This window comes from Puniceibacterium sp. IMCC21224, from assembly GCF_001038505.1.
In the GTDB taxonomy this organism is placed as follows: Bacteria; Pseudomonadota; Alphaproteobacteria; order Rhodobacterales; family Rhodobacteraceae; genus Puniceibacterium.
Genome location: NZ_LDPY01000001.1, coordinates 2841795 through 2868132 on the forward strand (window position 1 = coordinate 2841795; position 26338 = coordinate 2868132).

Consider the following 26338-nt stretch of genomic DNA (forward strand, 5'->3'; position numbering starts at 1 on the left):
GACTTAGTTATCCACCTGCACGGTGAACTCCAGTCTCGCGAACCCACCAGGCAGGACCGAACCGTGGTCGCTTGAGACGCTGCTGGCTGTAATCGTCGCCGTGCTGGTTCCAGGGAACAGGGCTTCGTCGCACAGACCGCCGCAGTTCGTCACGGTGGTGTAGCCAGGTGCCGCATCCGAGATAACCACGTCGGTAGCTTCGAATGCGCCGGTGTTTTCCGCTTCGATCATGTAGCGGATGCACTGGCCCGGCTCGACGTCCTGACGGAACTTAGTGAAGGTACCGACTGTTCCGTCACAGGCTGCGTCGATGTACTGATACTTGTTCAGCGTTACATCACCCGAAACAATGACAATCCGGTCTTCGGCTGCGTTGTCCGCGGCGTTCGCATCAGTTCCGGCACCCAAGTTCAGGGCTGTGCCCAGCGTCAGCGTACCGATTTCCGAAACACCAGCCGTCGCAGTCGAAGGCGTCTGCACACGGTAGATCACCGAGATGGTCTCGCCCGGCAGCAGGCCGTTCACGCCAGCCGACACACCGTCGGTCAGGTCGTTGAAGTTGTCGATCACCGGATCGGTCGGATCAAGTACGCCGTCACCGTTCTGGTCCCAGAAGATGGCGCCAGAGAAGTTGGACAGACCGCTTTCGAGGATCGAACCTTCGGTCACTGCGACGTTACCTTCGTTGGTGATCGTGTGCAGCATGTCGACAACACCACCCGGCGAGGCCTGAACGCTTTGATCTTCGATGATCTGCACGTCGTAGACTTCGCTGACGGTCACAGCGTTGACGATACGGTCAGACTGGCCAGAGACCGAGCTTTCTACCTTGATGTCAACCAATGTGTCACCCGGTGCCGCGTCATCTGCGGGAACCACAGTCACGGTCAGGGTTGTCGACGCACCGGATGAGATTGTGCCGGTGTTTGTGACCAGCGAACCATTGGCATCGCGGAATTCAACCGTCCAGCCCGGCGGCAGTGCCTGATCAAGCGACAGATTGTAGCTGTCGGACACGGGGCCGTTGTTTTCCACAACCATCGGGAACGATACCGGGGTGCCGGGATCGGTGGCATTGGTCACCCAGGGGTCACCGCCGTTTGTGGGGAATGCGCCGTCGCCTTCGAAACCGAGCACTGCGTTTTCAAGGTCTACGCTTGCGGCCAGAACGGCACCGGTGAATTCGGCTGTCGAGGTGTCAGAGACGCCCGAACCTTCCGAAGTCGTGGTGATGATCGCAGTATAGTCAGCAGCTGCAGTCGGGGTCACATCGGTAGGCAGAGTGGCGATCAGCGTCACAAGGGCGCTCTCACCGATGCCCAGCGGTCCGACCGAGCCGATGATCGGTGTCACACCGTCGGCACCAACGATGCGGAAGGTCGTGCCAACCGGGAAGTCGTCGTTCGCTACGTCCAGCGTCAGGCTGTCAGCTTCGTTCGAATTGTTGGTCAGAACAAACTCATGACGGATGGTGCTGCCCTGAAAGACATCGCCGGTTTCGGTGACAATATCGTTCTGCGCTGCGTCGTCATCAGTTGCCGAAGTCACTGCGCCGTTGGGCGAACCGTCAGCATTGATCGCGGTATCAGCGATCGAAACCGAGTACTGGTTGTCAACAACGATCGAGGCGGTGTTCGACGGCGGGAAGTCAACGCCATCAACAGTCTGGGACGCCACGTTGGTGATGACACCTGCGTTGGCTGTGGTTGCGACTGTCGCCTGGAACGTTACACTGCCGGACCGGCCCGAACCGATCGATGACAGGCTGAAGTTCACAGTCTGGCTGCTGTCGTGGTCAAAGGCCATCGTCTCGCCGCCGCCGTTGGTCGCATCGACAACTGTGGAACCGTTGGCGTCGTCCAAAATGCCCGCCGCATCCGACCATCTGGCCGACCCCGGCACATAGACCAGGCCTGCGTTCAGAACGTCCTGTGCAGTGTAGTTGTTGGCTGCTGCCAGACCTGTGCTCGAATAGGTCAGGGTGATGGTGACCGTATCACCTGCGTCGATGATGTTGGGATTGCCGCTGGATGCTGCGTCTGCGACCATCGACTTGACCAACTCGACAATGGCGCCGTTCGAGATCGTCAGTGTATCGGTGTTCGACGCCTGAATGGTGCCGTCAAGCTGCGATACAGACAGAACGGTGATTGTGTCGGAACCAGTGCCTGTCGACGGTACTGTTGCTTCGATCACGACACCAAACTGCTCACCAGGTGCGAGGACCGGGGTTTCGGTCAGCGGGGTGGCGCTGTCTGCAACACCATCCATGTTCGCATCCGGGTAGAATACCAGCTGCGACGTGTCGAGCGTGCCGCTGTTGTCTTCGGTGGCGGTCAGGTCGTATGCATCCGGGCCGTTACCTTCGTTGGTGATGATGTGCGGCAGGAATGCCTTACCACCGGGGGCGATGGTTTCGGTGTTGTCCGAGGTCAGCGTAACACCGGCAACCTGCTGAACCACGGTTTCAACCGTGTTCGAGGTCACTGTGATCGTGTCGCCTGCCGAGTTGGTGTAGGTGGCGACTGCCTGGTTACCAATGACCGACCCGGCTTCGGGGGCGGCATAGACTGCTGTGCCGATTACGGCAGAGACAGCCACTACGCTCGCGGAGCGCAGGAAAAAAGGTTGATGATACACGATGTTTTACCTTGTAATTAGACATGGTTAGAGGGGCTATGGAAGGGATTGGGGATCAGTTGACCCGCACCCGGTACACATTGAGAGCGGCTTTACCGGCCTCGAGGGGTTCGGAAAGATTCCAGCGAACGGCAACGATATCGCCCTCGGGAAGCGGTTCCTGACGCAGTGTGCCGGACTCATCGGCAACAAGGCGCATGGCAGGGAGGGACGACCATTCGAGCCCCTCATTTTCCGGGTCGAGTTCAGCCTGAACTTCGAACACGGCCGGAACAGAGCTGCTCTGCGCGCCCAGCGTGATGGTCACGCCTTCGGGCACCGGTGCAGCGATAACGAGACCGGACATATTGTCCTCTGTCTTGTTTACATGGCTCAGCTGGTAATGGATGACTTCGCCCGGTTTGACGGATTCGCGTGCAACGAGTTGTTCGTTGCCGGCGGCGTCTGCCTCGACGATCATGTAAGAAAAATTGCTTTCGAGTGCTTCTGCCGAAACGGAGGCGCCGGCGATGCAAAGGGTCAGACCGGCCAAGACCGAGCGACTGACGCTGTTTGTTATAATAGACATTTTTGTTTCCCTTAATAAGCCGGGCTGGACCGGCGGTTTTCGCTCTGGCCACAAATCTGTGTCCGTTGCCTGGACAACATGACCCGGCGAAGCTGGCAAAGCTGGTGAGCGAAAGGTTAACGAGGTAGCCTTGAAGGCAGTGCGGTAACCTTTCGGATAGTCGGGCTATTGAAATAGATCACCGTCAACTATTCCCGTGGGCAACGAATACGGCCCGTCGGCGTCTGCCCATCAGGGGAAAAGGCGAATCAGAGCCTTTGCGCAATAACAACCGAATCGAAAAAGCCGCCCGTTTTAAGGGGCGGCTTTATATCTGTGAATTAAAGCTATGCGGAGGTTCGGTTCAAAAGACCAGATCCGAACGAAAGTCTCCTGGCCGGAACTCAGGACACGACGCGCCCCGGTTCAGACAAAACCGGCGTCGCGGGCCATGATCGCCGCATCGGTACGGTTCTTGGCCGATAGCTTGCGACATAGCGTCTTTACATGCAGTTTGATGGTCACTTCCTGCAATTCGAGATCGCGCGCGATCTCTTTGTTGGACTTCGCCCCCATCAACCCGCGCAGGACTTGCTTTTCACGCTCTGACAGGGTCTTTTCGAAATCCGTCTCGGGGGGATCTTCCTTGCCGGACATGAAACCGACTGGCGCATATACCTCACCGGCGGCCATGAACTTGATGGCGTTGACCAACGATTTTGCTGGCATCGTCTTGGGCAAAAATCCCATCGCCCCCATTTCAAGCGCCTGCTCGGCAATCAAACGTGTACCCGTACCCGAAATGATGCCCACAGGATGACCGCCACTGATCAGCAGAGCCTCTTTCAGCCCTTCCAACCCTTTCATCCCCGGCATGGTGTAATCCAGCAGAACCAAATCAAATGGCCCATTCGTGCGCATGGATTTAAGTGCTTCGTCCAGATTCTTGGCCATCAGAGTCTGTGCCGTGCCGTCGGTTTCCAAAAACATGGCCAAGGTATCCCGGACCATGTCGTGGTCGTCTGCAATCAAAATTCTTAAAGCCATGATCGCTCCACAAATTCAAAATGTTATTGCTGGACCCGAACCGTACAACTTCTACAAAATCTTTGATACCTTTGTCCAAAGGAACCAAACGTCACCTATCCTTTCGTATATATAGCTACGCCAAATCGTTCTGACCAGAGCATTCCGGGAATGGTATGGTTCTGAGTGAGAAAAAGTGAGAGGTAGCACCATGCTGAAGAACGCAATTCATACGGTAATGATCAGTGGCTTTCTTGCGGCGGCAACCGGTGCTGCGGCCAATGACAACGTGATACTATCGGTGCAACTTGGCACAGAGCAGCGCAGTTTTACGTTGGAGGAACTCCAAACCATGCCGGTTACCAGCGTCGAAACGACGACGATTTGGACCGAAGGTCTGCAAAACTTTGAGGGTGTGCAGCTCAAGGATCTGCTGGAGAATCTGGGTGTGCAGCCCGAACAGATCGAGGCCATCGCTGTAAACGACTATGCCGTCGAAATCCCGGCCAGCGATGCCATAGATGGCGGCCCGATTGTTGCCTATTTCCAGAACGGCAATACTATGCCACTACGGACCAAGGGGCCATTGTGGATCGTTTATCCCTATGACGCACATAAAAAATATCGGACCGAAAGCATCTATAGCCGGTCAATCTGGCAGCTTGACCGGCTGATCATCCAGTAACAGCCCTCAAAGAGAAATACTGTGCCCCATACCAAACCAAAACCGTCATTCCCATGGGGCCGGTGCTGGCTTGTTGCCCTCTTGTTTCTGGGTTTGGCGGGCACTGGTTACCTGTCCTACACGGTCTGGGACTATGTTCGAAATCTGGGGACCGCCAAACATGATCAACAGGAATGGGTCGCGTTCCAGCTAGAGGCTGAGTACCTCAAACTGGAACGTGCCATTTCCAAGGCCGAGTCCGGCGAGACCGCCGATCTGCAAGAGCTGCGCAAACGCTTTGACATCTTCTACAGCCGTGCCTTTTTGCTAAAACAGGACAGCGTAGAGGGACAGGCGGTCCGTGATCTGGCCGACTTGCAGAGCACTCTGAATGCCCAGATCCCGCTCATCGATGGCTCTGATTTACAACTGAGCACAAACCTGAGCACGCTTGAACGCGAAATTACACAGCTTTCGTCAGTGCCCCGCGATATCGCCCTGAGCTACATTGGCCGTTCTGCCGAAAAAGAAGAAGACGACCGGAGCGAGATCGTCCGCCTTATCGAAATCATGATCGCATTAATGGTCCAGATGACTGCGGCGCTTGTCATCGTGATCCTCCTTTTGCTGCGGCGGACTGCGTCTCTGAACACCGCATCGAAAGCTGCCGAAGAAACCGGGCAACGCCTGTCCGCGGCCCTGCGTGGGGGGCTGGATGGAATCGTCGTGTCCGACGCTAATGGACGCATCCTGGATTTCAACGGCTCGGCCGAAAGGGTTTTTGGCTACTCCAGGGATCAGGCGATCGGCAGCCAGATGATCGACCTGCTGTTTCCCGCCAATGCGCGCGAACGGCTGAGAGCAGTGCTCGCCAGCTTTAACAGGACTGGCAAAACCATGATCGCAGAGCACGGCACCCAAGAGATGAATATGCTGCACCAGGACGGGCACGTCTTTCCGGTGGAGTTTTCAGCGTCTCTCGCGAATACGCACGCCGGGACAATTTTTGTGACCTATATCCGCGACGTCACGGAAAAGAAGGAAAAGGAAGCCGAGCAGATCAGAATTCGTGACGAAGCCCTAACAGCCTACAAAGAGCGGTCACGGTTCTTTGCCATGATGAGCCACGAGATGCGCACGCCATTGAACGGTGTGTTGTCTGCCCTGCAACTTCTGGATGGCAGCACGCTGGACTCGGAACAGAGATCTTTTCTGAAAGCCGCGCTGACGTCAGGCGACATTCTGCTTGGCCACATCAATGACGTGCTGGCGATCGAACGCAGTGAAAACCATGTCGCGCTACCCAAGGTTCCTTGTGACATCGCATCACTGATCGCAGCCCTGATCGGAACGATGGCACCTCTGGCCCGAGATACGAAAACCCGGTTGCGGTTTGATCAAAGAGGGCTGGATGACCGGATTCTGAGAACCGAACCAAAGGCAATCCAGCAGATCCTGGTCAATTTGCTCAGCAACGCGATCAAGTTCTCTCCCGAAGGGGACGTCACCCTGTCGGCGCGCTATGCGCCTTCGGCGACAGTCGAGTCCCCCGGCGTGCTGCATCTTGAGGTCTGCGATACCGGCATCGGCATTCCGGCCGCGGATCTGGACCACATTTTCGACGATTTTGTGTCCCTGGACAGCCGTTATGAGCGACGCACAGGCGGCACCGGACTGGGCCTTGGCATCGTGCGCCGCTTTGTCCTGCGTCTAGGCGGGGAAATCAACTGTGTCTCGGAAGAAGGCGAAGGAACCAGCTTTACCGTTACTCTTCCCATGTTCGAAGTTCGCGAGGCACTGTCTGACGCCAACAAGATAACCGGAGTCGCGCCAAAATCAGCGGCCGCGCAAACCCTGCTGGTGGTGGATGACAACGAAATCAACCGCAATCTTCTGGCCGCCATGCTGCGCCGGAACGGCCACGATGTGACGCTCGCGACCGGCGGACAAGAAGCCATAGACCTTGCGAACCAGACACCTTTTGATGCCATTCTCATGGACATCTCGATGCCCGAGATCAGCGGCACTCAGGCCACGCAGAAGATTCAGTCAGCACCCGGGCCCAACCGCGATACCCGGATCATTGCCGTGACAGCCCATGCATTGCCGCACGAACGTGACTCATTTCGTGCGGCGGGCATGACCGGTTTTCTGCTAAAGCCGATCGACATGGTCGCGCTGGAAGAGTGTTTGGCAGATGACGACACCGCTTCGCCAAACAGCGATGACATTTTGGCACGCCCTGGCTCATCAAAACCGGGCAGCCCTGTGATCCTGAACAGCACGCAGGTTGCTGACCTGTTGCAGATTCTGGGTCACGACCGGCTGGCGGACCAGTTCACCACGTTCCGACACAAAACGAAAACTGGGATCACGGGTCTTCAGAACGCGACCGACATCACTGTGCTGCAGGAACGCGCGCATGCGCTGGCCGGGATGTGTGGCATGATGGGCGCGGCACAATTGCATGAGCTGCTCAAAAACATTGAATTGGCCTGCAAGTTTGAAGACCAAGAGGCCGCCGCCGAGCGTGTTGCGCACGTTCCCGAAATTGCCGACGCTGCGTTCCAGGCGTGGGAGGAAACCCTTGAGCTTCACGGCAGGAACCATACCAAAGGATAGGCGCTCTATCCTGAGTTGCAGTCGATTTAGGCGGCAATCATATGTAATCTACCTATACGCCGCACGCTCCTCCCATAGCGGTGACAGAGAGAACGCAGCCAAAGGACCAAAAGAAAGCTAACGCCACCGCAGTGAAGCGGAATTATCCGCCTCACTCTCGGAACTGGTCCCTCCCCCCTCCCCGGTAGCTGCGTTCAGCCAGCCGCCCTTCCGCACGGAAGGGCGGCAACCTCCCCCCTTCCGATCCCGCAGTCAGAACGAGAGCCCGCGCCGTTGTGGTCCTGTCCACCTGCAACAGCCGCCCGACCGCGTACCGGCTGACGCTTCCCGAGGCGGGCGGCGGGCGAACGCAAACCGCGCTGGCGGCTGAGGTACTGCACTTCCGCACCGGCTGCGATCTGGCGGTGCTCTATATCGGCACGGCTCCCCTGCGGCGGTCCAGTCTCACGGCGGGCCTGCTACACGCAATCGAGACGGCGCTGTCCGAAGTCTATGACAACGCGCCGATGGGGTCGCAGATCGTGCCCTATCCAGAGGTAATCCCCCCATTTTTAACGTGGTGCATTCGTAGAACTTACGCGGCCATTTTCAGTTTCTGGGCGGGTGTGATGCCGCCGATGGCCATGTTCGGGCGGTCGTTGTTGTAAGTCCAGAGCCATTGTGTGGCGTGATCTTGGGCCTCCTCGATAGTTTCGATGATGTATTGGTCCAGCCATTCATGTCGGACGGTGCGGTTGTAACGCTCGATGTAGGCGTTCTGCTGCGGCTGACCGGGTTGGATGTGCTGGAGCGTGATGCCCGTGTCCGTCGTCATATAAAATGGGACATCAGAGCGGCTTGAGCATTGGAGGCTCTGGCTCGTTTGTGTGATTGATTATGCGGCTTGTTTTTGGTGTTGCAAGCGGCGTTCGCGGATTGTCAGTATCTTGATCTTCTTCCTTTCTCTGAGGATGGCTTTGTCGCGCCCAAAGTAGACGTCGGCGGGCGTGACGTTGTTGAGACTCTCGTGGTATCGCGCGTTGTTGTAATACTCTACGAAGGCCCCGATCTGGCGTTCGAGATCGCCGGGCAGGTAGTAGTTTTCCAGCAGAACCCGGTTCTTCATAGTTTGGTGCCAGCGCTCAATCTTGCCCTGGGTTTGCGGATGGAATGGTGCCCCGCGAACGTGGCCCATTTTTTGATTTCCCAACCACTTGGCGAGGTCGCCAGAGATGTAGCAGGCCCCGTTGTCACTCAGCAGGCGCGGCTTGTGCCGGACGACGGCTTGGTCACAGCCCGATGCGCTCAGAGCCAGTTCAATCGTGTCCGTCACGTCCTCGGCCCGCATGTTTGTGCAAAGCTTCCAGGCGATGATGTAGCGGCTGTAGTCGTCGAGGATTGTCTGACGTCAGCGCTTTTGGGACAGATTTGAGGATTTGAACAACGGAGGATTTCTGGTTCATCGTAGCTTTCAAGGAGCGAAGATGAACAAGACATCCGGAACGTCGAAGGACGCAGCTGACATGGACTTGCCACGCAAAAGTTCCGGTCTCTCAGCTCATGTTAGGAGGCCGTCTCTCGAAAGCCAAGGGACTTTTCCCGCCAAGGGATGAATGCCGTCTTCGCGGGTTGTAGAACCCATTGATGTATTGGAATATTGCTCCTTCTGCTTGTCTGCGGGTCGCCCATTTCTGACGCCAGATCAGTTCGGCTTTCAGAGATTTGAAGAAGGTCTCGACCATGGAATTGTCATAACAATTTCCCTTGCCGCTCATTGAGACCAGAAATCCATGCTGCTTCAGACTTTTCTGATAGTCACCTGAACAGTATTGAGAGCCACGATCCGTATGATGGATACAGCCTTTGGGTGGCTTTCGCAGCCCTACTGCCATGTCTAATGCCTTGATGGCCAGGTCCCGCTTCATCCGGTTACTGACCGCCCAGCCAATGACCCGGCGGGAGTAAAGATCGATGATCACTGCCAAATACAGCCATCCCTCGCTCGTCCAGATGTAGGAAATGTCCCCTGCCCATTTTTGGTTTGGGCCATCAGCAGAGAAGTCCTGATCAAGAAAGTTGGGGGCGACATTGAAGGCGTGATTGCTGTTAGTCGTGACTTTATGTTTACGGGTTCGAATAACCTTGATCGCGTTCTCACGCATCAACCGGCCTACCCGGCGGTGCCCGACAACAAGACCGAGATCGCGCAGTTCCTCCGTCATGCGAGGTCGGCCGTAGCTTTGCAGGCTAAGGCGGTGTTGTTCTCTGATATGGGCCAACAGCACCATGTCATCTCGCTGGCTTCGGCTGATAGGGCGGATCTTCCAGGCGCGAAACCCACGGGAAGTTACCCGCAAAACGCGGCATAGAAACTCAATGGGCCAGATCTTCTTCCAGGTGTCGATAAAGGCAAACCTCACGCCTTTTGGCCTGCGAAGAAGATCGTCGCCTTCTTTAACACTTCCCTCTCCTCGCGGAGTAGCCGGTTCTCTTTGCGAAGGCGGGCGTTCTCCTTCTCCACATCCTCATGCGGGCCGGACATCAGGTCATCATTCTGATGGTGTTGAACCCACTTGTTCAGTGTCGAAACACCAACCCCTAAATCAGACGCAATCTGAGGTCGCGTCAGTCCACTGCTTGTTGCAATGCGAACCGCATCACGTCTGAACTCGTCGCTGTATCTTGGTGCCAATTTGTGTCTCCTTCATTGCGAATATCGCTCGAAAGAGACCGGAACTAAATCGCGACAAGTCCAGGTCTGAATACTTGTCGGCGCCCCGGTCCCGGGGTGCCGATGTCTGTGGCGCAGGCCGACTGCAGGCCTGCTCTTCCTACCCCTGAGCCAGCGTAAGATGCGCCGAAAGGTCGGTTACACTTCCGGACCCGACGTTTTGGAACGGGGGGCGAATCATTGAGATGTCGATCTCGACCGAGTTCACGCGCTTGCGCAGGAGACTTTTAGAAAAACCGCCGGGATTGTAGTTCGTGATACCCACATCACGCTCCACATGACCCATCAGGTTGCGCCGCTGCGTATCGATGCATTCAGCCTCGATCAACAGATGGTTGAATGTCGTCCTAAAGCTGTGAAAATCGCGTTGCGCATCGAAAATTTTGTGGTCTTGGCGATACCGTGTGAAACGCTTGGAAAAGGTCTCCGTGTAGGTCTTCTTGGACGCGCTCCGCTCGATCCATGGGAACAAACGCGGTTCATCCTCCCGCTTAAGCTTCGCGACCAGCTTCATGAACCCCAGTTCCAGCAGGTTGTCGTGGATTGGAACGGTCCGGCGGGAGGCTTTACTCTTAAGGCTTTGTCCTGGCCCCTGACTTAGAACGATGCAGGGCACGTCATCAATGATCTGGATGTCGGAGACAAAAAGCTGAAGAATCTCCTCGCTCCGAAGCCCCATGTGGACCGCGATAAGCGGTGCCCAGAACATCGGATCGCCCGCGTCTTCGAGCTTGTCCTGATAGATCTGCGACCGAAAAAGACCGCCGAGTTTTCCGTTCCATGTCTGACGCTCATTGTCCTCCTCGAGGATATCGCGGCGGTCATATTCGGCAGAGTCCCAAATATGGTCTTCCATGATGTTCGAGTTCAGGAAGCCCTTCTTCCTGAGGAATACGCAAATTCGCTGAAAGTCCTGCATGTGGCGGTAGATCGTAGCGGTTCGCAGGCGAGGAGTGCGCAATTTCAACAGCTCGGATTCAATCTTCCCGGGGCTTGCGCCATTCTTTTTCAACTTTGCTCGGGTGATATCCGCCTCTTGCAGCTCGGTTGCGTCTGCATCGTTGGCGGCTTCCCGGGGCGACAACTTGCTGGTCTTGGCCTGGTAGGACCGGGGCAGACGTGCCACAAGCTCCCAGGCCGCGGTCAACTCTGGATCGGTAAGCTGCTCAAACGGCTTGTCGCCGAGAATTCTGGTTAAAAGACGCCCGGTTGCGCTGACGTTCGGAGCCGAATTGCGCTTCCAGCTATCACCTGCATTTATGTTTGCCTGCTCGGTCGACTTGAAACTCCTATAGCCCTTGCTGCGCATATCAATATAGGTTTGCGTTCCTTCGACAATTGATGGGCATGCAGTGGTCAGATTTGGTTTCTGTGCAGTCGGCTGAGGTTCCTTATCGGCAAATTTTTCGGTGGCCGCAGCTGGAGTGGCAATTGGATGCTGGATCATCTCGGAAGGATTGGCTTCCGGCTGTGCACTTTCCAGAACTGCCTGTGAGCCAGGCATTTTGCTCGTGAAATGGCTTGGGGTCGGCCCAGCCGTTCCCCAGTCTGATCGCGACATGATATTGAGATTTGATGCGCCGTCGACAAGCCGCGAGGCTGCCCGAAACACCGGCGAAGGTCCATTGAATGTGCCTTGCTCGCGTTGGAGATTCTCTTGGTGCGCGTCGAGCATGACGCGGAGCGCCCGGAAAGCCAATTTCTGCCAGTCCGGGTCGGTCTCGTCGAGGGGGATGCCAAGCCGCATAGCAGCAACGCGTAAGGGCTCACGAGCAGCTTCGCGGTCACGCAAATGAATTGCCTGACGGAGCACGTCCAATATGGCCATGGCGCAGGTCTGCTCATAGGCTGCTGCCTCCGGGGTGCGCAACGGCGCGACTTCACGCGCAAGATCAGCCGCTTCGATAGTGAAGCGGCAGAGCTCCACCAGAAGCCGTTCGATCATGTCGGGCGCAAATGCCATCGTTCTCTCCGTCAGTCCGGCGAAGGCGATGTCACTGAGACAAGTCAGTTTCAGAGCCAGCATCTTCGCATCGGGGAGAACGTGGGTATGAAGGGGAAAAAGCAGTGAAGTTTTTTCAATGGGGTTCTGAACCCCATCTGAAAGACGAATTGCGGCCATCGTCTGCGCCAATGAAAGCCGGCGGACCTATATTCCAGATGGGGTTGCGCGGTCGTCTTCGGTCGCATGACTCCGACTCCTGTGCCAGCGTGTGTGCCAGACGGAGTGCCAGGAGTCGTGCCAGAACGGCGTTTCTCTGACTCTACGTCAGGAAACCCGTTCAGGAACAGTAGCTTAGGAAGATTTGGCTCCGGCGGTAGGGATCGAACCTACGACCAATTGATTAACAGTCAACTGCTCTACCGCTGAGCTACGCCGGAACACTGGGGCGCTATAACAACATCGTCAGGAGGCGTCCAGAGGATTTTTTTGTGCAACACAGCTTTCTAGAAATCACCCGTCGACTCTTTTCAGGTAGTGTCGACCTAGGTGGTATAATTTCATCGGCGCTGCCGGTGTAATCCTGGATGGCCATCGAGATGTTTGGTCGAGGTAGAGTTTTGACGCTTCAACCACGAACCACACGGAATCCCCGATGACCAAAACCACCATGGACCTTTCCGAACTTCTCGCAAAGCAGGACGGAGGCGGTTTTCTGCGCTTCGTCGCCGAAGTCGTTTTTCAGCTGATCATGGAGGCCGATGTCGAGGGTCTGATCGGAGCTGGCAAGCACGAACGGGCTGATCAGCGCACGACCTGACGGAACGGGTATCGAGAGCACTCTCTGGATACCCGTTTGGGTACGCTGAACTGTCCGTCGTCATATAAAATGGGACATCAGAGCGGCTTGAGCATTGGAGGCTCTGGCTCGTTTGTGTGATTGATTATGCGGCTTGTTTTTGGTGTTGCAAGCGGCGTTCGCGGATTGTCAGTATCTTGATCTTCTTCCTTTCTCTGAGGATGGCTTTGTCGCGCCCAAAGTAGACGTCGGCGGGCGTGACGTTGTTGAGACTCTCGTGGTATCGCGCGTTGTTGTAATACTCTACGAAGGCCCCGATCTGGCGTTCGAGATCGCCGGGCAGGTAGTAGTTTTCCAGCAGAACCCGGTTCTTCATAGTTTGGTGCCAGCGCTCAATCTTGCCCTGGGTTTGCGGATGGAATGGTGCCCCGCGAACGTGGCCCATTTTTTGATTTCCCAACCACTTGGCGAGGTCGCCAGAGATGTAGCAGGCCCCGTTGTCACTCAGCAGGCGCGGCTTGTGCCGGACGACGGCTTGGTCACAGCCCGATGCGCTCAGAGCCAGTTCAATCGTGTCCGTCACGTCCTCGGCCCGCATGTTTGTGCAAAGCTTCCAGGCGATGATGTAGCGGCTGTAGTCGTCGAGGATGGTGGACAGGTAATACCAGCCCCAGCCGATGATCTTGAAGTAGGTGAAGTCGGTCTGCCAGAGCTGATGGATGGCCGTGGTCTTGTCCGTGAACTCGTCCGCGGCCTTGATCACCACATAGTCCGGCGCCGTGATCAGATCAGCTGCTTTAAGAATGCGGTAAGCCGATGATTCCGAGATAAAATACCGGTTCTCATCGGTGTATTTGACCGCCAGTTCACGTGTCGTCAGCGCCTCATGTTCTAACGCAAACTCGATCAGGTCATCGCGCCGGTCTTGGGGTATTCGATTCCAGACCGACCCTGGTCGAGGAGACCGATCGGCCAGCGCATCGAACCCGCCCTCGACGTAGCGATCATACCAGCGGTAGAAAGCCGTGCGCGGAATGCCCAGCATATCCAGCGTCATTTTGGTGGGCAGATGCGAACCTTCAACGGTGCGGATGATCTCAAGCTTCTCGGTTGCAGGGTATCTCATTCCTCCACCTCCCCAGCCCCTGTCATACTTTTTTTGAGCAGACGGTTTTCCAGGGTGAGATCGGCCACGCATTCCTTCAGGGCCAAAGACTCAGAGCGAAGCTCCTTCACCTCCGGCGACGTGGCTTGGCGCGCCGTATCGCCAGACAAGCGACGCTTGCCAGCCTCCAGGAACTCCTTCGACCAGCTGTAATACAGGCTCTCGGCGATACCCTCCCGCCGACATAGCACCGAAATGCTTTCCTCACCGCGCAGGCCAGCTAAGACGATGCGGATCTTCTCCTCTGCAGAATAGGTCTGCCGCGTCTTGCGGCGGATGTTCTTGACCAGCTTGTCAGCTGCGTCCTTCGACGTTCCGGATGTCTTGTTCATCTTCGCTCCTTGAAAGCTACGATGAACCAGAAATCCTCCGTTGTTCAAATCCTCAAATCTGTCCCAAAAGCGCTGACGTCAGACACGCTGAACCTCAGGGAGCCGACGCTTCGGAAGGGCCGCTATTTCCCCGGTTTCCTGGGCCCCCGGAACACCTAGGAGAAGGCCCTGGTGGCCGTGATCCAAGAAGCCCACCGCGCCGTGTCGCCGCCTCTCCGACATTGCCAAGAGCACCGTATCGAAGCTGTGCACGGATGTCGGTGAACGCGTGTCCATGCCCACGGCCACTTTGGACACCCGCACCGTGGGGCTCATCCGTAGCGATGACGTCCCTCTCTTGATTTTCAGGCGAACCTCCTTGGGCCAGTGGGCGGCGCCTATGATCAGGGGGCCTTTATTTAGTCGACGTTGAACAACACCTACGCGGCGATTTGCAGTGCTATTGATCGGACGGTGAAGGCGTTGATCGCGCGCGGCGCCCGTGACAGGCCCTCGAACAACAGGACCAAAAGGGCCCTCAGGCGGGCCAGGATCTTGCGGATGTTGTGCCCGCAGCCGCACAGGACAGCGAAGAGCGCATCGCCCTTGGTCCCTTTGAGAGGGCAGCGCGCGAGGCGGCCATCGGTCTTCATGTGGCCGATCTCCGGCTCGATCGCACTGCGCCTTCGGAGCTGCGCTTTCAGCCCATCCGTCAGCCCGCGACGCATTCCGGAGATCAACACATGGGTTGTTCCGACACCGTGTCCACGGTAGCCGCGGTCCACGACGGCGAGGTCCGGGCGGCGAGGTCCTTTGCCAGCGCGACCAACTTCACCCGCGCCTTCTCGTAGAGCCTGGCGTTCATTGCCCGGCAGGCGCATCCGCAGGATGCTGCCGGGAGGTGGTTGGATACGCGATATTCTTTTCCATCACGGTGGTGTCGACGGAGACGCGCGCCAGGCTGTCGTCGTCGATGATACCGACAGACCGGCCCGCTTGAATCGTTTTGGTCAGCAGCCACTCCGCGCCCTCTTCGCCGATGCGATCACGCCAGCGGCTGAGCGAGGACGGATGAATCGGCGGCTGATGCTGGAAGAACGTCTCGCCTGTGAAATGCTGGACATACGGGGAGTCCACCCAGCGGGCGATCACGGCCTCGTCCGAGAGCCGATAGGCATGCTGCAGATACATGAGGCGCCACCAACCGTGGCGGCGTCGCAGGCCGCCCTGTCGCCGACGGGAAGAAACCAGCCCACTCCCGTTCGAAGACCTCCCAGTCGATCAAGTCTGCCAGCTTTACAAGCTCGTGGCGCATGTCGATCATGTCGACCAATCGGGGGCGGAGGAGATCATCCTGTTCCTCAGGACGCGAGCGGTGCTTCATGGCAGGATCCAAACTGCAGCCTTTTCAATTGGATTCTACGAATCCCTGCAGTTTGAAGCCAGAAAAATATCCGATTTATCTCGGTGTTTCAGCTACATGGCAGTCGTTCAAGCCGAACTATCTACGGGCGGAAGTGCAGGGATATCGTCGAACCGGGTGCAAGGCGGAAACACAGGCGGGGCAATCGCCAGCCCGCTCAGATTCCCCGCCCGCCCTCTTGCGGACGCGGATGATGCCGCGTCCGCAAGAGATCTCAGGGCGCGATCTGCACCTGGAACGAAACCGCCCCAATTGCCCCCGGTCGATGGGTACCCGTGCATTCCCAGCGCAGGGCGCCAGAGTAGCCCCCGGCATTCACACCCGGCGCCGCGACCGAGCAAACCACATCCCCCCCCACGTTTACCGGGCTGGGGATGGCGGTGGCCAGCACAGTATAAGGCGGCGTACGATCGTGAATGACGATATCGGTCGCCGGCAGCACGCCGGGATTCTCAAGGTAGACGCGGTATTCCAGCACATCCCCCGCAGCGGCACCGTTGCTGACGCCTTCGGGTGTCCCCTGTGTCACGTTGCGCACAGTTTTGCTGAGCTTCAGCGCGCCATTGGGCGATTCCACCCGCACGAGGTCGGTGTTGCGATCCTGCTCTGTCAGACCGCTGGCGCCATAGGTCGTATCCGCCACCAAATCAAAGCCGATTGTTGATCCGGCGCTTGCCGCGCTCGATACACTGACACGGGCCACCAGGCAGATGCGGGTATTCGCGCTGATTGGCAAGGCACCGTCCACAGCCGCCCCCACGCTGCCGTCGCAAGCGGCATCCAGAAACAGGCCGACCGAGAACAGCCCGGGCGCACTGGCTTGCTGAATATCGACATCAAAGATCACGGTCCCGTCGGAATCTGCCAGATATTCGTGACGCAGCGTGACCACCTGCCCGGCACGAATTGCGCTTTGCTGGCTTTGACTAAGGCGGGCCACTTCGATCAGGCCAAAGTTCAGGTCACTATAGGCAACGCCCGGAACCGGGGTAAAGGTAAAGCTACCGTCGCGTGGTGCCGCGTTGACCAATCCCGGCAGAGCCCCTGGCGCCTCGGACACAGTCCGAAGCCCCACTGCGGGCGCGATACTGACAGTGACCGCATCGCTGTAGCCTTCGGGCAGGGTCAGGCTCCAACTGCCGTCGGCAGCCACATCGGGTGTCCCGATCAGGACCGAAGACGCATTCAACACGCTCACAACCGCCTTGTTGGTCGCCGGCTCGGTGCCGCCTTTCAGCCCGTCATATGCCGTCGCGCCCCCTGCCCCGTTGTCCTCAAAGACGTTGCCGGACAGGATCGCGCCGGTGCCGACAAAGCTGATCGCGGCAGATGCCTCATCGTCGTCGGCAACACCGTCGCTCAGATCGTCGGTCAGTGCACCGACTGCGGGATCGCTATCGGGATCGGGCAGTGACGAGGCCACGATTTCGGCCCGGTTGGTGTGTTCTCCGGTCGGGTTCATGGTGACGCGAATGGTCAGCACCTCGGTCGCGCCATTGGCAACGTCCCCAACCGTCCAGACGCCGGTCGATGACGCATAGGTGTCGCCCGCGGCTGCCGCATCGTCCGAGACATAGGTATAGCCATTCGGGATTTGATCGCGCACCCGGACGCCGGTCACAGAACCGGGGCCGTCATTGGTCACGCTCAGCACGAAATCTATCTCGGTGCCTGCGGTGGCCTCGGTCGTGGGTTGACCACTGGCGACGTCAATCGCCACCTTGGTCAGCGACAGATCCGCCGATGCCGCAGCCGTGACAAAGCCGAAATTCTGATCCGGGGTTTCGGTTCCGGTCGCCACTGTGACCCCAGTGATCGGGTTGGCGGTCGACATAACCAGCGAAGCCGGGATCTCGGGATCGGCCTCGTCCACTTGGATCCGGTAAGTGAGCGACGAATCGACGGAAATAAAGCTGTAGGTGCCGTCAGCGGCGGTTTCGGTGCTGGTCACCAGCGTGTCATCCGCAAAGTTGGCAGGCGTCCCGTTTTCGTCGTACAGTTCTACGGTGATGCCGACCGGCAGCCCCGTCTCACCGGCATCAAAGACCCCGGAATTATTCGCATCCTCGTAAAGTGTGCCAGAGATTGTGCCGTCTAGGAACACCGTCGACACGAAGGGCCCCGGAAAGGCACGGCAAGACGCACCGTCATTGCCCTGATAGGTCAGATCTTGGACGGTTCCCAGGACTTCGATGAACTGGAAACTGCCGGGACGGTCACCATCCCCGCCCAGTTCGACCACGAACACCTGGCGGGACTGATTGTCGAACCCATAGAAAAAGCCCGATCCGTCAAACCATACGGAATCGATGTCAATCGCACCATACCCCGCTGGCAAAGGCACGTTGCCCACCAGCGTCACTGTTGTCGCACCTGGGACCCCGTCGCGCGGATCCAGAATATAGACGTCGCGATTAGGGTCGATGAAATACATCATTCCGTCCCGCGGATTGTAGGCAATGTCCCGGCCATAGGGCGAGCCTGCGCCAGCAGTCAGCACACCCAGGTTCACCGGGTTCGCCGGGTCAGATATGTCAAGCAGCTGATAGATGTTGTTACTTGTGCCGGACATGTAAACCATGATCCCGTTGGGCAGGATGTCTGCTGTGGAATCTGGCGATTCAATGCCCAGACCGGATAGGTCTGCCACTTCCTGCACTGCACCAGCTGCGTTGATCCGCATCAGTGTGCGCGGGCTTTGACGCACACCGTAGATGTAGTCGTCCAGCTCGTTGTAGCCCCAGCCCGTCACCAGGTAATTGCCGGTATAATCTGGCGGAAACAACGTTTGGTTGAGCGTGTAATTCCCGCCGCTTTCCGTGAACGCTAGTTCGCTGAGCGCGGGCAGGTTCTGCGCCGTTTCGGTTGCAACCATGTAGATGTTGGCAGTGCAGCTCAGCGGCCCGTTGGGATTGGACAGAGTGACAAGGTAGTCCTCGACCTCGCCGTCGAAATTCAGCCCGTCAAACGGATCGGCAGCCACCGCGCTGGTCGTGGACCAACGCAACCGCGCATAGGATTGACCGTTGCCGATATCCGCAGGCACCGAAATGTCAAAGCTGATCTGGTTGTTGAAGACACCGTCGGTGTCACCTGTGTCGCCGTCGCGGTAATCTACAGCGATATGTTCAGAGGTATCGAAAACGCCGTTCTGGTTATAGTCGATCCAGAGTTGCAGGTTGGTGATACCCGGAAGCAGCGTCGGAATGGGCAGGTCCAGTTGAGCGCTCAGCGTCTCGTGGGTTTGTACGGTCAGCGACACGGTTGTGCCTGCTTCGAGCACCGGGAAGGTGGCGACGGAATCTTCGTCGTCCAGATCGGCCAAATCGTCGCCATCGGCATTCACGCTGTTTTGCGGGCTGGTTTCCGTATCGGGTTCTGCTGCGCCCAGATAGATGTCTGGCACGACCACATGGCGCGGATCGCCATAGCTGGCAGGTGCGTCGCCGCGATCCACCAGATCGGCGGCGGCAATAATCAGCGAATGATCCTCGACCTCACCATCGAGCGCCAGCCCTGCGACAACCACACCCGTGTCGGTGGCATAACGAAAGCGCGAAAAGGTGAGCGACGTGGTCGCGTTCGCGGGAACTGTCACGTCGATCTGGATCACTCCGTCGCCCGCGATATTGTCGAACTGCGTGCCGTCGTCGCGCAGATCTGTGCCGATACGCTCGCCCAGGGCATCTTCGAACAGTCCGTCACCGTTGAAATCAAGCCAGGCCTGAAGATACCCCGCGCCATTCACAGTCACTTCCAGCGTGCTGACCGCGCCCTGGGTCAGCACTGGAAAGATCAATCCGTCCTCGTCGTCAGTACCCAGCAAATCGTCCGCCGTGGCGGTGGCATCGGTTTGCGCAACCAGTTCGATGTCCGGCGGTGTTGCGCCAAGATAGACAGATGCCACGACTCCCACCGTATGCGAAGCCGTCAGATAACTAAGCGGCGCATCGCCGAAATCCAGTCCAAGCCCCTCGAACACCGCAATCGTCACGCGGGCACGGTCACAATCGGTGGGATCGACCGCAGAACAGAGGCGGTATTCGATAGTATAGACGCCCGCGGGAACACCCGCCGGAACCGTCACGCGCCCCGCATCCAGTCCGGCGGTTTCCAGCAGGGGAACCGGGTCACCCAGGTTCTGCGGCACAGCTTCGGTCAGCACTTCGAGCGTGGCGTTGAGCGGGGTCGCAGGCAGGCCAAGGATGGTGTCGTTGGCCATGACCTCACCCGCCGTTCCGCCCAGCAGGGTGTTGACCGGCGACGCGGTGTAATCGTCGTCTTCGGCGATGACATCCGCCGACGTATTGGCAATGGCGCAGAGCAGAATGCCCGACCCACGGGTGGCGGGCACGGTCGATGTCCCGGTGTAGCCATGGATGAACCGGGCCTCGACAAAGGTGTCGTATTCGTAGGTTGCGTAGTTGTCAAAATCGGTTTCGTTCGGCTCGTCGAACCAGTCGAGCGGATTACCTGCCTTGGCCGGATCTTGACCGATGGCGTTGCCTCCGGCAGGAAAAGATGCGATCGGCGCTGTATTGAAATGTGAGATGGTTGTTGGTGTTTCGATCGGCCCGCCAACATCTGTCGAATCGTCCCCGGGGCCGCGGCTGTCGATATCCGTCTGCTGCACGATGATGCCGTTGAACCGGCTTTGTTCGATCGCGGTGCCCAGCGGATTTGCAGCGGTGGCAGTGCCATCCTGGACAAGCCGCAGGCGGTAAACCACATATCCGTTGTCGACCGGAGTCATCCGCGCCTGTAACCCGCTGGTCAGTTCGAGGTTGATCGCGTTGCTGATCTGGTCGAGTTGAAAGACCACATCGATCGGATTGCCATTGTTGTCCACGGTCACGTCGTCGAACAGGAAGATATCCGAAGTGGTCATGTTGGTGTTGGTGCCCGGGCCGGCCAGCTGGGTGCGGGGCTGCGCAAACACCGACTGGGGTGTGCAATTCTGTGCGCCACCGCCACCACCGAGGATGACACTGCTGACAACCGAAAGCGGCTGCGTGTCCGATTGCAGGCGCGCAACAAACGGCTGTCCGATGGCCCCGATTCCGGCCACGGCATTGCTATCAACAGACCCCGTCAGAACGTCCGCCGCAGTGATTGTGTAAGGTGCCTCGCAGGTCACTGTGCCGCCGGGGGCGATAAGCGTGCTGATCGTGTTGCAGGTCACTGTGCCCAACAGATCATCTTCGATCAGCACGTCCTGCCCAGGGTTGAACGGCAAGGAACCAGTGTTGGTGACAGTATAGGTATAGGTGACAGTTTCGCCCTGGGTCCCTGTGCTGGGCGTGGCGCTGCGCGACAGGCTTATGCTTTGGTCAACCGAAAAGTTTGCATTGCCGAACATGCCAATACCCCGCGCACCGGGGTCGTAGTTGATAAAGCTGGCGTAATTGCGGACGTTCTGGATACTTTCATCATACCAGAACGTGACCGAGGATGTCGCATCGGGAAAGGTTGCCCGGATCGTCCCGCTGTCGTCGTTGGGTGACGTCGGTGATCCGGCAAAGCCTTCGACGTAAATACATTGGGCCTGGTTGGCCCCCAGTGCGCCGGTCAGCCCGCTCCCCGGTCCCGGTCCCGCGATGACCGAGGGCGTGGCGCTCAGAGCGGCCATTGTCGGATTGCCATTATTGCCAAACGCCGTGATGAAATCGCATCGGTCAGTCGTGCTGTTGTTGTCATTGGCATCGATATCAAGCACGTCGATCGTCAGACTATCCACCGGAAAGGCGATACCACCCGAGCTGGCCGATACCGTCGAAATGGTGCGCGAATCACCAATTGCACCCAAATTCTGCGGCGCGTCCGACACAATGATCAGCGATTCGACGTTACCGCCGAAGATCGCAACATCATCAGGCGACGGCGTGCTGCCGGAATAGTTGGAAAAGATGCCGGTATGCTCGACCGTCGCATCGACCTCAAAGCCGTACTGATCCCTCAGAGTCCGCACCAGCGGGCCGGTTACACCGGCGGGCCAGTCAAAAGTGCTCCAGTCGATCTGGAAATCCCCGGCTTGCGCCTGCGTCGCCCCAAAGGTTGTGCAAGCCATCAAACCATAAACAAAACGACGAAATCCGCCGACAACAACTGATTGGGACAATGAACTAACCTCTTTTTATGGTGCACAGACATAACAGTCATGTCCGCCCCGCTAACGCACGGGTACCGTATCGACATCTCGTGGGCAGGTTTTACTATCTCAAAATCCGCTGCTCGCGTCAGAGAATATCTAGGGCATCGGCACTGCCTGTAGGGGTATCGCGCTACCCTTTCGAATAGCGGGGACGCCCACACCTTGCGCCACTCATAGCACATGGCGTTGATCGGATCAGGGATAAACCAGTTGCATCCGTACGTCGGAGGCGAGACCTGTCAGGCCAGACCTGTCAGGCAAGCGCGCGGGCCAGACGATTTTGGGTTTCGCTCAGTTCGCGCAAATTCAGCGTGGTCAGCCGCCAATCGCGCACGATCTGGCGCCCCTCGACCAGCAAGTGACGCACCTTTGACGGACCTGCCAACAACAGCGCCGCCGGATCCCAACTGCCGGCGCTTTCGATCCCGGTAATGTCCCACAACGCCAAATCCGCCCGCATGCCGACCGCGATCTGTCCACAATCGTCGCGGCCCAGAACCTCGGCCCCACCACGGGTGGCGATGCGCAGCATTTCGCGCGCACTCATTGCGTCGGCACCGCGACTGACCCGTTGCAACAGCAGGGCCTGCCGCGCCTCTTGCGCCAGATTTCCCATGTCATTGCTGGCCGATCCATCGACCCCCAGCCCGACGCGCACGCCCGCGTCACGCATCGCTCGCACCGGCGCGATCCCGGAACCGAGGCGGCAATTCGAACATGGGCAATGCGCCACACCGGTCAGGCTGCGGGCAAAGAGTGCGATATCGGAGGCGTCCAGTTTGACGCAATGGGCATGCCAGACATCCGAACCCGTCCAGCCCAGATCTTCGGCATATTGTCCCGGACGACAGCCGAACCGATCCAAAGAATAGGCGACATCCTCGTCATTTTCGGCAAGGTGGGTGTGCAGGCGTACACCCTTGTCCCGTGCTAGCAGGGCCGCGTCGCGCATGAGTTCGCGGCTGACCGAGAAAGGCGAACAGGGGGCGACGCCTACCCGGCACATCGACCCCGGCGCGGGATCGTGAAAGGCGTCGATCACCCGAATGCAATCATCGAGAATCACTTTTTCGGATTCAACCAGAGAGTCTGGCGGCAGCCCGCCTGCGGATTCACCAATGCTCATCGCGCCGCGCGTCGGGTGAAACCGCATCCCGATCTCGGACGCCGCCGCAATGGTATCTTCGAGTCGCGCGCCGTTGGGAAAAAGATAAAGGTGATCCGACGACAATGAACATCCCGACAGCGCGAGTTCGGCCAATCCGGTCAAGGCCGAAACCCGCATCTCTTCGGGGCCAAAGCGCGCCCAGATCGGATAGAGGCTGCGCAGCCAGCCAAACAGCAACGCGTCCTGTCCCCCCGGCACTGCACGGGTCAGCGACTGAAACAGGTGGTGATGGGTATTGACCAATCCCGGCGTCACGACGCAGCCCGAGGCTTCGATGATCTCACCCTGATTGGGCAGATTCGGGCCAATTGCGGTGATCACTCCACCGCTGATCGCAACATCCACGGCCTGAAATTCGCGGCTCTCGTCGTCCATGGTCAGCACATGGGCGGCGTTGCGGATCAGAAAGTCTGTCATGGGACACTCCACACGTCTGGTTCGTGCCCTTTTCGGTGTGAAGTCCAGCGCATGACGACGGAAAAAGGGCCCAAGTGCTCGGCAGCGCCCCCTACCCTAAACCGGTCCCACGCCTGTGGTAAAGCCTGACAAATGTCGTTAGCCGCGGAGCGCCTCCAGCGCTTTTGCGTGGATCGTTGCGTTGGCCGCCGCCAGCACCTGACCGCCGTCATGCGCCGGGCCGCCCTGCCAGTTGGTGACGAGTCCGCCCGCAGCCTTGATTACAGCAATCGGCGCATGGATATCATAGGGGTTGAGGCCGGATTCAATCACAAGATCCACCTGACCGGCGGCCAACAGCGCGTAAGCGTAACAATCCATGCCATAGCGTGTCAGCCGAACTTGCCGCGACACCCGCTCAAACGCCGCGCGTTCGTCCAAGGTCCCAATTTCCGGGAAGGTGGTGAAGAGCACCGCCTCACCCAGATCCCGCGTATCACGTGATCGCAGCGCGCCACCACCATGCGGCCCCTGCCATTGCGCGACGCCAAGACCCCCGGTAAACCGCTCACCAATGTAGGGTTGGTCAATCACGCCCAGCTTTGGGCCGGTCTCATCCGAGAGGGCGATCAACACGCCCCAGGTGGGCGTCCCACTCATAAAGCCACGGGTGCCGTCGATCGGATCAAGCACCCAGGTGAGGCCGCTTTGCCCCGACTTTGGGCCGAATTCCTCGCCCAGGATGCCATCCTGCGGCCGCAGCCGCTCAAGACAGTCACGCATCGCCTGTTCGGCCGCGCGATCCGCCACGGTGACGGGGTCGAACCCGGTGGTCAGCTTGTTTTCCGCCATGAGCGTCGCGCTGCGAAAATGCGGCAGAATCACCGCGCGCGCAGCATCGGCAAGTTCGCGGGCACAGGCCAGCACAGTCGGGTGGTCGCTGATGGGTAGGACAGTCATGGCAACTCCTGCGGCAAGATCACAGATCCGCTACCGCAGGGCGTAGGTCATGTCCAAGACAATCCGCAATGCCGTCAGACATTGCACGATTTCCGGGAGAACGCGCCTTGTCAGGCGACGTCCGACAGAACCCTTGCGAGTTCGAACAGGCGGCGGCGCTGATTTTCCGGGATGGCGTAGTAAGAGCGCACAAGATCAAGCGCCTCTTTGTCCCCCAAAAGATCGGCCGGGACGGCATCATGCAATGGCGAGACGTTTGACCCTTCGACTTCAAGCCCCTCGAAGAAAAAGCTTACGGGCACTTCAAGTGAATCGGCGATGTCCCACAGGCGGGATGCACTGACACGATTCGCGCCAGTCTCGTATTTCTGGATCTGCTGAAATTTAATTCCAACCCGTTCGGCAAGCTGTTGCTGGGTCATGCCCACCAGCCAGCGACGGTGGCGTATACGTTTTCCGACATGCATATCTACGGGGTGCGTCATATGGGTAAACTTCCTTCAACTAAGGTCAACATTGATCATCATTAAGCGGCCAACCAGCATGGTTCGTTCGAACAAAACCGTCAGCCATGTCGCTGTGCACCCCCACAGCCTGCATGAAATTACATCTAAAAACTTTGTCGAAGCAAGAAAATACAGGTCCCCTTGGTTTATTTGGTTAATTGAATGCACTTCCTGCGCGAGAAATACACACACCTCGCCGCGCTGAAATTGCGCAACCACCCTGACCTAAGTATTTGACCTTTTGGTGCAAAAACGCCTAGCTAGATAGAAATGGACAGGAGATTTCGATGCGCGCCTTCCAGGTACAGTCTCATGACGAACCTCCCCGCTTTTGCGGCATTTTGCGGCCCGAAGCGGGTGAAAAACAGATTCGCGTGAAGGTTGAGGCCTGCGGATTGAACTTTGCCGACCTGCTGATGATGACCGGCACATATCAGGATACGCCCCCCCTGCCCTTCACATTGGGCATGGAAGTCGCGGGTCGCATTGATGCCATCGGTCCGGGCGTTGATGGCTTCGCACCCGGTGATCGCGTCGCAGTCTTCGGCGGGCATGGCGGTCTGGCAGAGTACGGCGTCTTTGATGTTGGGCGCGCGGTTAAGCTGCCAGCGGGAATGGGCGCGGTATCCGCCGCCGCGTTCCAGATCGCCTATGGCACCAGTCACCTGGCACTGGCGCACCGCGCACGACTGCAACCGGGCGAGACGCTGCTGGTGCTGGGTGCGGCGGGCGGCGTCGGCCTGACCGCGGTTGAGATCGGCAAACGTCTGGGCGCCCGTGTCGTGGCCTGCGCCCGTGGCACCGACAAGCTGGACGTCGCTCGCGCGGCAGGAGCTGATCACCTGATTGACGCCGACTCAGGTGACCTGCGCGCGATCATGAAATCGCTGGGCGGCGCGGACGTGGTCTATGACCCGGTGGGTGGCACCCAATTTGCCGATGCGTTTCGCGCCTGCCGACCTGAGGCAAGAATTCTCACAATCGGCTTTGCCAGCGGTGAGGTGCCTCAGATCAAGGCGAACCACCTTCTGGTCAAGAATATCACGGTGCATGGTGTCTACTGGGGCGGATATCTTACCTTCCAGCCCGAGGTGGTCACCGACAGCCTCGCCACTTTGCTGGGCTGGTTTGCCGCCGGTAAAATCGCCCCGCATGTGAGTCACGTTTTACCGTTGGATCGCGCTGCCGAGGGGCTGGAGTTGCTGCGCACCCGCAAATCGACAGGTAAGGTCGTGATACAGATTGCCTGATGTTTCTGCTGTATAATACTGATATTGCATCGAAACCTACCGAAACTGCGCGCTGGTC

The 26338-nt window shown here is 58.2% G+C and carries 13 protein-coding genes, 1 tRNA gene and 4 pseudogenes; 4 read left to right on the forward strand and 14 right to left on the reverse strand.

The annotated features are described in order from the left end of the window. Nucleotides 1–3: 3 nt before the first annotated feature. The 3 genes from IMCC21224_RS13110 to IMCC21224_RS13120 all read right to left on the reverse strand — a co-directional run bounded on the left by IMCC21224_RS13110 (nt 4) and on the right by IMCC21224_RS13120 (nt 4234). On the reverse strand, nt 4–2640 hold the full coding sequence (locus IMCC21224_RS13110; protein WP_047995736.1) for an NEW3 domain-containing protein: 2637 nt from the start codon (nt 2638–2640) through the stop codon (nt 4–6). Between the two features lie 55 nt (nt 2641–2695). Next, nucleotides 2696–3172, reverse strand: a complete 477-nt coding sequence (locus tag IMCC21224_RS13115) for a hypothetical protein (RefSeq protein ID WP_231582081.1) — start codon at nt 3170–3172, stop codon at nt 2696–2698. Nucleotides 3173–3613: 441 nt separating this feature from the next. After that, nucleotides 3614–4234 carry a response regulator transcription factor gene (locus tag IMCC21224_RS13120; protein ID WP_047995738.1) on the reverse strand — a complete coding sequence of 207 codons (621 nt, stop codon included), beginning with the start codon at nt 4232–4234 and terminating at the stop codon, nt 3614–3616. Nucleotides 4235–4424: 190 nt separating this feature from the next. Between IMCC21224_RS13120 and IMCC21224_RS13125 the strand changes: the two genes are divergently transcribed. Both IMCC21224_RS13125 and IMCC21224_RS13130 read left to right on the forward strand, forming a co-directional pair. Then, a complete protein-coding gene (locus tag IMCC21224_RS13125; protein ID WP_047995739.1) occupies nt 4425–4898 on the forward strand; it encodes a molybdopterin-dependent oxidoreductase in 474 nt (157 codons plus the stop codon). 21 nt (nt 4899–4919) lie between these two features. Further along, on the forward strand, nt 4920–7499 hold the full coding sequence (locus tag IMCC21224_RS13130; protein ID WP_053078975.1) for an ATP-binding protein: 2580 nt from the start codon (nt 4920–4922) through the stop codon (nt 7497–7499). Between the two features lie 574 nt (nt 7500–8073). Here the strand turns inward: IMCC21224_RS13130 and IMCC21224_RS27115 are convergent. From IMCC21224_RS27115 to IMCC21224_RS13160, 5 genes and pseudogenes are all read right to left on the reverse strand, one after another. Then, nucleotides 8074–8295 (reverse strand): annotated as a pseudogene (locus tag IMCC21224_RS27115) (transposase); the annotation flags it as partial. 78 nt (nt 8296–8373) lie between these two features. Continuing rightward, a pseudogene (locus IMCC21224_RS13140) lies at nt 8374–8880 on the reverse strand (transposase); the annotation flags it as partial. A 151-nt stretch (nt 8881–9031) separates the two neighbouring features. Next, nucleotides 9032–10170 (reverse strand): IS3 family transposase gene (locus IMCC21224_RS13145; protein ID WP_156178119.1). Its coding sequence is split into 2 segments (ribosomal slippage): nt 9032–9930 and nt 9930–10170, totalling 1140 coding nucleotides; the frame shifts between segments, so codons are not numbered across the junction. Nucleotides 10171–10309: 139 nt separating this feature from the next. After that, nucleotides 10310–12331 carry a site-specific integrase gene (locus tag IMCC21224_RS13155; RefSeq protein WP_047995741.1) on the reverse strand — a complete coding sequence of 674 codons (2022 nt, stop codon included), beginning with the start codon at nt 12329–12331 and terminating at the stop codon, nt 10310–10312. A gap of 185 nt (nt 12332–12516) precedes the next feature. Beyond that, a tRNA-Asn gene (locus IMCC21224_RS13160) sits at nt 12517–12591 on the reverse strand. Nucleotides 12592–12806: 215 nt separating this feature from the next. On the opposite strand from IMCC21224_RS13160, the pseudogene IMCC21224_RS27825 reads away from it, so the two are divergent. Beyond that, nucleotides 12807–12968 (forward strand): annotated as a pseudogene (locus IMCC21224_RS27825) (IS256 family transposase); the annotation flags it as partial. A gap of 127 nt (nt 12969–13095) precedes the next feature. Here the strand turns inward: IMCC21224_RS27825 and IMCC21224_RS13170 are convergent. From IMCC21224_RS13170 to IMCC21224_RS13205, 6 genes and pseudogenes are all read right to left on the reverse strand, one after another. Next, nucleotides 13096–14447, reverse strand: a protein-coding gene (locus IMCC21224_RS13170) for an IS3 family transposase (protein WP_156178093.1) whose coding sequence is annotated in 2 segments (ribosomal slippage) — nt 13096–14111 and nt 14111–14447 — 1353 coding nt in all. Because the reading frame shifts where the segments join, the coding sequence is not laid out codon by codon here. 419 nt (nt 14448–14866) lie between these two features. After that, a pseudogene (locus IMCC21224_RS27120) lies at nt 14867–15810 on the reverse strand (transposase). A 253-nt stretch (nt 15811–16063) separates the two neighbouring features. Continuing rightward, nucleotides 16064–21967 carry a GEVED domain-containing protein gene (locus tag IMCC21224_RS13190; RefSeq protein ID WP_231582082.1) on the reverse strand — a complete coding sequence of 1968 codons (5904 nt, stop codon included), beginning with the start codon at nt 21965–21967 and terminating at the stop codon, nt 16064–16066. 286 nt (nt 21968–22253) lie between these two features. Beyond that, entirely contained in the window at nt 22254–23585 is a 1332-nt protein-coding gene (locus IMCC21224_RS13195) for an 8-oxoguanine deaminase (RefSeq protein WP_047995743.1), read from the reverse strand. Between the two features lie 138 nt (nt 23586–23723). Beyond that, on the reverse strand, nt 23724–24524 hold the full coding sequence (hisN, locus tag IMCC21224_RS13200; protein ID WP_047995744.1) for a histidinol-phosphatase: 801 nt from the start codon (nt 24522–24524) through the stop codon (nt 23724–23726). Nucleotides 24525–24634: 110 nt separating this feature from the next. Further along, nucleotides 24635–25009, reverse strand: a complete 375-nt coding sequence (locus tag IMCC21224_RS13205) for a helix-turn-helix domain-containing protein (protein WP_047995745.1) — start codon at nt 25007–25009, stop codon at nt 24635–24637. Nucleotides 25010–25317: 308 nt separating this feature from the next. Here IMCC21224_RS13205 and IMCC21224_RS13210 point away from each other — a divergent pair, with 308 nt between their 5' ends. After that, nucleotides 25318–26280 (forward strand): NADPH:quinone oxidoreductase family protein, encoded by a 963-nt coding sequence (locus tag IMCC21224_RS13210; protein WP_047995746.1) that lies wholly within the window; start codon nt 25318–25320, stop codon nt 26278–26280. Nucleotides 26281–26338 lie beyond the last annotated feature (58 nt).

What these genes read in the sequence shown, in the direction of transcription:
- IMCC21224_RS13195 (WP_047995743.1), bottom strand. Translation starts at nt 23,585, where the DNA reads ATGACAGACTTTCTGATCCGCAACGCCGCCCATGTGCTGACCATGGAC.
- IMCC21224_RS13205 (WP_047995745.1), bottom strand. Translation starts at nt 25,009, where the DNA reads ATGACGCACCCCGTAGATATGCATGTCGGAAAACGTATACGCCACCGT.
- IMCC21224_RS13120 (WP_047995738.1), bottom strand. Translation starts at nt 4,234, where the DNA reads ATGGCTTTAAGAATTTTGATTGCAGACGACCACGACATGGTCCGGGAT.
- hisN (WP_047995744.1), bottom strand. Translation starts at nt 24,524, where the DNA reads ATGACTGTCCTACCCATCAGCGACCACCCGACTGTGCTGGCCTGTGCC.
- IMCC21224_RS13125 (WP_047995739.1), top strand. Translation starts at nt 4,425, where the DNA reads ATGCTGAAGAACGCAATTCATACGGTAATGATCAGTGGCTTTCTTGCG.
- IMCC21224_RS13210 (WP_047995746.1), top strand. Translation starts at nt 25,318, where the DNA reads ATGCGCGCCTTCCAGGTACAGTCTCATGACGAACCTCCCCGCTTTTGC.
- IMCC21224_RS13155 (WP_047995741.1), bottom strand. Translation starts at nt 12,331, where the DNA reads ATGGCCGCAATTCGTCTTTCAGATGGGGTTCAGAACCCCATTGAAAAA.